Origin of the sequence: Streptomyces roseochromogenus subsp. oscitans DS 12.976, from assembly GCF_000497445.1 — a bacterium.
Classification (GTDB): domain Bacteria; phylum Actinomycetota; class Actinomycetes; order Streptomycetales; family Streptomycetaceae; genus Streptomyces; species Streptomyces oscitans.
In genome coordinates, this window is sequence record NZ_CM002285.1 from 7,097,446 (window position 1) to 7,102,216 (window position 4,771).

General features: G+C 70.3%; 5 protein-coding genes. All 5 read right to left on the reverse strand.

The window, feature by feature from the left end:
* A partial coding sequence (locus tag M878_RS80335; protein WP_023551330.1) for a biotin/lipoyl-containing protein occupies positions 1-232 on the reverse strand: 232 nt, incomplete at its 3' end.
* Positions 233-293: 61 nt separating this feature from the next.
* Entirely contained in the window at positions 294-1,682 is a 1,389-nt protein-coding gene (gene lpdA / locus M878_RS80340; protein ID WP_023551331.1) for a dihydrolipoyl dehydrogenase, read from the reverse strand.
* Between the two features lie 268 nt (positions 1,683-1,950).
* On the reverse strand, positions 1,951-3,495 hold the full coding sequence (locus tag M878_RS80345; RefSeq protein WP_023551332.1) for a leucyl aminopeptidase: 1,545 nt from the start codon (positions 3,493-3,495) through the stop codon (positions 1,951-1,953).
* Between the two features lie 264 nt (positions 3,496-3,759).
* On the reverse strand, positions 3,760-4,314 hold the full coding sequence (locus M878_RS80350; protein WP_031226327.1) for an RDD family protein: 555 nt from the start codon (positions 4,312-4,314) through the stop codon (positions 3,760-3,762).
* A 272-nt stretch (positions 4,315-4,586) separates the two neighbouring features.
* A partial coding sequence (locus M878_RS000000100355) for an adenosylcobinamide-GDP ribazoletransferase (protein ID WP_037730222.1) occupies positions 4,587-4,771 on the reverse strand: 185 nt, incomplete at its 5' end.

Genomic DNA, 4,771 nt, shown 5'->3' on the forward strand with positions numbered 1-4,771 from the left:
CGTCGATGACGGCCAGCTCGGCGCCGACCTCGACCGTCTCGTCCTCGGCGACCTTGATGGAGGCCAGCACGCCGGCGGCCGGCGAGGGGATCTCGGTGTCGACCTTGTCGGTCGAGACCTCGAGCAGCGGCTCGTCGGCCTCGACGCGTTCTCCCTCGGCCTTCAGCCAGCGGGTGACAGTGCCCTCGGTGACGCTCTCACCGAGCGCCGGAAGGGTTACGGAAACCGCCATGGTTTCGGTTGCTCCTTACGAATTGCGGAAGTCTGTGTCGTCGCGCCCGTTGACCGAAGGCTCAGTCGTGGGAGTGCAGCGGCTTGCCGGCGAGCGCCAGGTGCGCCTCGCCCATCGCCTCGTTCTGCGTCGGGTGGGCGTGGATGAGCTGGGCGACCTCGGCCGGCAGCGCCTCCCAGTTGTAGATCAGCTGGGCCTCGCCGACCTGCTCGCCCATGCGGTCGCCGACCATGTGGACGCCGACCACGGCACCGTCCTTGACCTGGACGAGCTTGATCTCGCCCGAGGTGTTCAGGATCTTGCTCTTGCCGTTGCCCGCCAGGTTGTACTTCAGAGCGACGACCTTGTCCGCGCCGTAGATCTCCTTGGCCTTGGCCTCGGTGATACCGACGGAGGCGACCTCCGGGTGGCAGTACGTCACCCGCGGGACACCGTCGTAGTCGACCGGAACGACCTTCAGACCGGCCAGACGCTCCGCCACCAGGATGCCCTCGGCGAAGCCGACGTGCGCGAGCTGGAGCGTCGGGACCAGGTCACCGACGGCGGAGATGGTCGGGACGTTGGTCCGCATGTACTCGTCGACCAGGACATAGCCACGGTCCATGGCGACGCCCTGCTCCTCGTAGCCCAGGCCCTGGGAGACCGGGCCACGGCCGACGGCGACGAGGAGGACCTCGGCCTCGAACTCCTTGCCGTCCGCCAGGGTGACCTTCACGCCGTCCTGCGTGTACTCGGCCTTCTGGAAGAAGGTGCCGAGGTTGAACTTGATGCCGCGCTTGCGGAACGCGCGCTCAAGAAGCTTCGAAGAGTTCTCGTCCTCGACCGGGACGAGGTGCTTCAGGCCCTCGATGACCGTGACGTCCGAGCCGAAGGACTTCCACGCCGAGGCGAACTCGACGCCGATGACACCGCCGCCCAGGATGATCGCGGACTGCGGCACGCGGTCCAGGACGAGGGCGTGGTCGGAGGAGATGATCCGGTTGCCGTCGATCTCCAGGCCCGGCAGCGACTTCGGCACGGAGCCGGTCGCCAGCAGGACGTGGCGGCCCTGGATGCGCTGGCCGTTCACGTCGACGGAGGTGGAGGAGGACAGACGCCCCTCACCCTCGATGTACGTCACCTTCCGGGACGCGATGAGACCCTGGAGGCCCTTGTACAGGCCCGAGATCACGCCGTCCTTGTACTTGTGGACGGCCGCCACGTCGATGCCCTCGAAGGTGGCCTTGACGCCGAACTGCTCGCTCTCGCGGGCCTGGTCGGCGATCTCGCCCGCGTGCAGCAGGGCCTTGGTGGGGATGCAACCCCGGTGCAGGCAGGTGCCGCCGACCTTGTCCTTCTCGATCAGGGCGACGTCCAGGCCCAGCTGCGCCCCGCGCAGGGCCGCGGCGTAACCACCGCTACCACCGCCGAGGATCACTAGGTCGAAAACGGTGCTGGCGTCGTTCGCCACGTCACGTCCTCCATGCATGTGCGCCTTGCGCCGATCTCCTGTGACCGGCGGGCGGCTGGTGTCCGGCCGCTTGATGCTTCGGCCCTTCGGTGGGGCCCTGTCCTGCCGGGCTCCATCTTTGCACTTGTTCGAGGCGGACGAGACGCCGGGCTGGAGTGTGAGACACCCCACGTACAGCAGACCTGAGGGGCGCGGGGAACTGCGCGACCAGCCCCCACGCCCCCGCAGCCGCCGTACAAACAGGGCGACCCGAGTCAATAGGCGTACGTCAGCCCAGATCACCCGCAGCGGTAAGTTCCGCCAGCCGCACCAGCGTCCGCACCGCGGAACCCGTGCCGCCCTTCGGCGTGTACCCGAACGGCCCCCCCTCGTTGAACGCCGGGCCGGCGATGTCGAGGTGCGCCCAGGTGATCCCCTCCGCCACGAACTCGCGCAGGAAGAGACCGGCGACCAGCCCGCCACCCATCCGCTCACCCATGTTCGCGAGGTCGGCGACCTGGGACTCCATGCCCTTGCGCAGGTGCTCCGGCAGCGGCATCGGCCAGGCCGGCTCGCCGACCTCCTCCGCCGCCTCGTGCACCGCGGAGCGGAACGCGTCGTCGTTGGCCATGACCCCGAACGTCCGGCTGCCCAGCGCCAGCATCATCGCGCCGGTGAGGGTCGCGACGTCCACGATCGCGTCCGGCTTCTCCTGCGAGGCCGCCCACAGCGCGTCGGCGAGCACCAGCCGGCCCTCGGCGTCGGTGTTGAGCACCTCCACCGTCTTGCCGCTGTACATGCGCAGCACGTCACCCGGGCGCACGGCGGAGCCGGACGGCATGTTCTCGGCCAGCGCCAGCCAGCCGGTGACGTTGGCCTCCAGACCGAGGCGCGCGGCGGCGACGACCGCGGCGAACACGGCGGCGGCACCGCTCATGTCGCACTTCATCGTCTCGTTGTGCCCGGCCGGCTTCAGCGAGATGCCGCCCGAGTCGTAGGTGATGCCCTTGCCGACGAAGGCGAGGTGCTTCTCCGCCTTCGGGTGGGTGTACGTCAGCTTGACCAGGCGCGGGGTCGCCGCCGAGCCGCCGCCGACGCCGAGGATGCCGCCGTAGCCGCCCTTGACCAGGGCCTTGTCGTCGAGCACCTGCACCTTGATGCCGTGCTCCTTGGCCGCGGCCTGCGCGACCGCGGCGAACGCCTCGGGCGTGAGGTCGTTCGGCGGGGTGTTGACCAGGTCGCGGGCGCGGTTCAGCTCCTCGGAGACCGCGACGGCGCGGGCGACGGCGCCCTTGTGGGCGGCGTCACGCGGCTTGCCGCCGAGCAGCGCGGCCTCGGCCAGCGGTGCCTTGCCGTTCTTGGCCTTGGCGTCCTTGGCGTTGTCCTTGTAGACGTCGAAGGAGTACGCGCCGAGCAGCACGCCCTCGCTGATCGCGCCGATGGCGCCCGGCCCGTCGATCGGCAGCGCGAACGCCGCCTTCTTCGAGCCGGCGAGCGCCCGGGCGGCCACGCCGGCGGCCTTGCGCAGCGCCTCGGCGTCGTAGGCCTCGTCGCCCTCGTTCTCGCTCTTGGCGTCGGGCTCCGTGCCCAGGCCGACCGCCACGACGATCGGGGCCTTGAAGCCAGCCGGTGCGGGCAGCTTCGTCAGCTCGCCCTCGGCACCCGAGGCACCGAGGGTCTCCAGGACGCCGGCCAGCTTGCCGTCGTACGCCTTGTCCACGGCCTCGGCGCCTGGCGCTACGACGGGGCCCTTGATGCCCTTGGCGACACCGATCACGATCGCGTCGGCCCGCAGGCCGGGCGCCGCTGCGGTGCTGAGAGTCAGAGCAGTCACGGTGGTGAGTTCTCGCTTCCGATGTGAAGTTGCTGTGGCCGAAGTGGGGTGGGTCGACCGGGCCCGAGAGCCGACCCTAGGTCCAAACCTGGGCGCAGGTGGCAACCGGGGCCTTCACCCTGTCGGCGAACACCCGGAACGAGACTACGCGCGTGCGCGCCCTCGCTCATTCCTGCGGGTGTTCACCTGTGCGTGGCGTCGTGGCCATTTCAGCCTCCCGCGCACCCGCGAACGAGCCACTGCCATCGGTGCCCGTCGGCCGGTCTAGGCCCGCCGGAACGTACCCACGACGGAGGTGCCGGACAGCCGGTCGGCGAGGGAGCGGCGGCCGGGGAAGAACACCGTCAGCGCGTTGACCAGGAACAGCACCACCGCGACGGCCCACACCAGCACCGACAGTGCGAACTTCCCCTCGATCAGCAGCACACAGGCCAGTGCGTACACCGCGACGTCGGCGGCGGTGGTGACGGCGGCCCGGCGCAGGGCGTGCCGGGACACCCGCGGGGTGACGCGCAGACCGAGCACGCCCTTGCCGAGGGTGCGGCCGAGCAGTGTGAGACAGGCCCACTGGTAGAGGAACGTGACGACGACGAGCGCGCCGAAGGCCTCCTCCACGTCCAGCACGATCCTGTCCCACAGGGACAGGCCGAGATGCTCGGAGGCGCCGATGACGTCACCGCGCGAAGTGACCAGGTCGAGGCCGCCCTTCGTGGCCAGCGAGGGCACGTCGGTCACCAGCGCGCTGATTCTGTGGAAGGTGAGGATCGCGAACAGAGCGGCTGCCGCCACCACCAACGCGAAGTCTATGAACCAGGCCATGGCGCGGCGCAGCCTCAGCACGGATATCCCCCGAATCACAACTCTCTTGTCCGTGTACGGGCGAAGATCCTAGCGCTCGGGAGCCGGGGCTCGGAGCTGGAGCCAGTCCGGCGGACCCGTCGCAGACGAGGGGGCCGGCACGCACGCGTACTCCCCCACGCCCGGCTGCGCTCGCGCGGGGGGACCCCCACCGCGGGGGCATTCCCCATCGCCCCGCTCACCTGCGCTGATGAGGCGCCGTCGATCTCCTGCGGCCTGATCCGCCAGACAGGCTAGTGGCCGAGGGTCAGGACCACGAGCGAAGCCGTTGCCGCCGTCTCCTCCAGTGCGCCGAAGACATCCCCCGTCACCCCGCCGAACCGGCGCACGCAACGGCGGAGCAGGAGTTCGGCCGCGGCCAGGGGACAGGAGTACCGCGGCCGCCGCGCGCAGCGCGGCGTACGGGCCGAGGGTCGCG

Excerpts from the sequence above, each read along its gene's own strand:
- M878_RS80350 (WP_031226327.1), bottom strand. The coding sequence starts at position 4,314 with ATGGCCTGGTTCATAGACTTCGCGTTGGTGGTGGCGGCAGCCGCTCTG.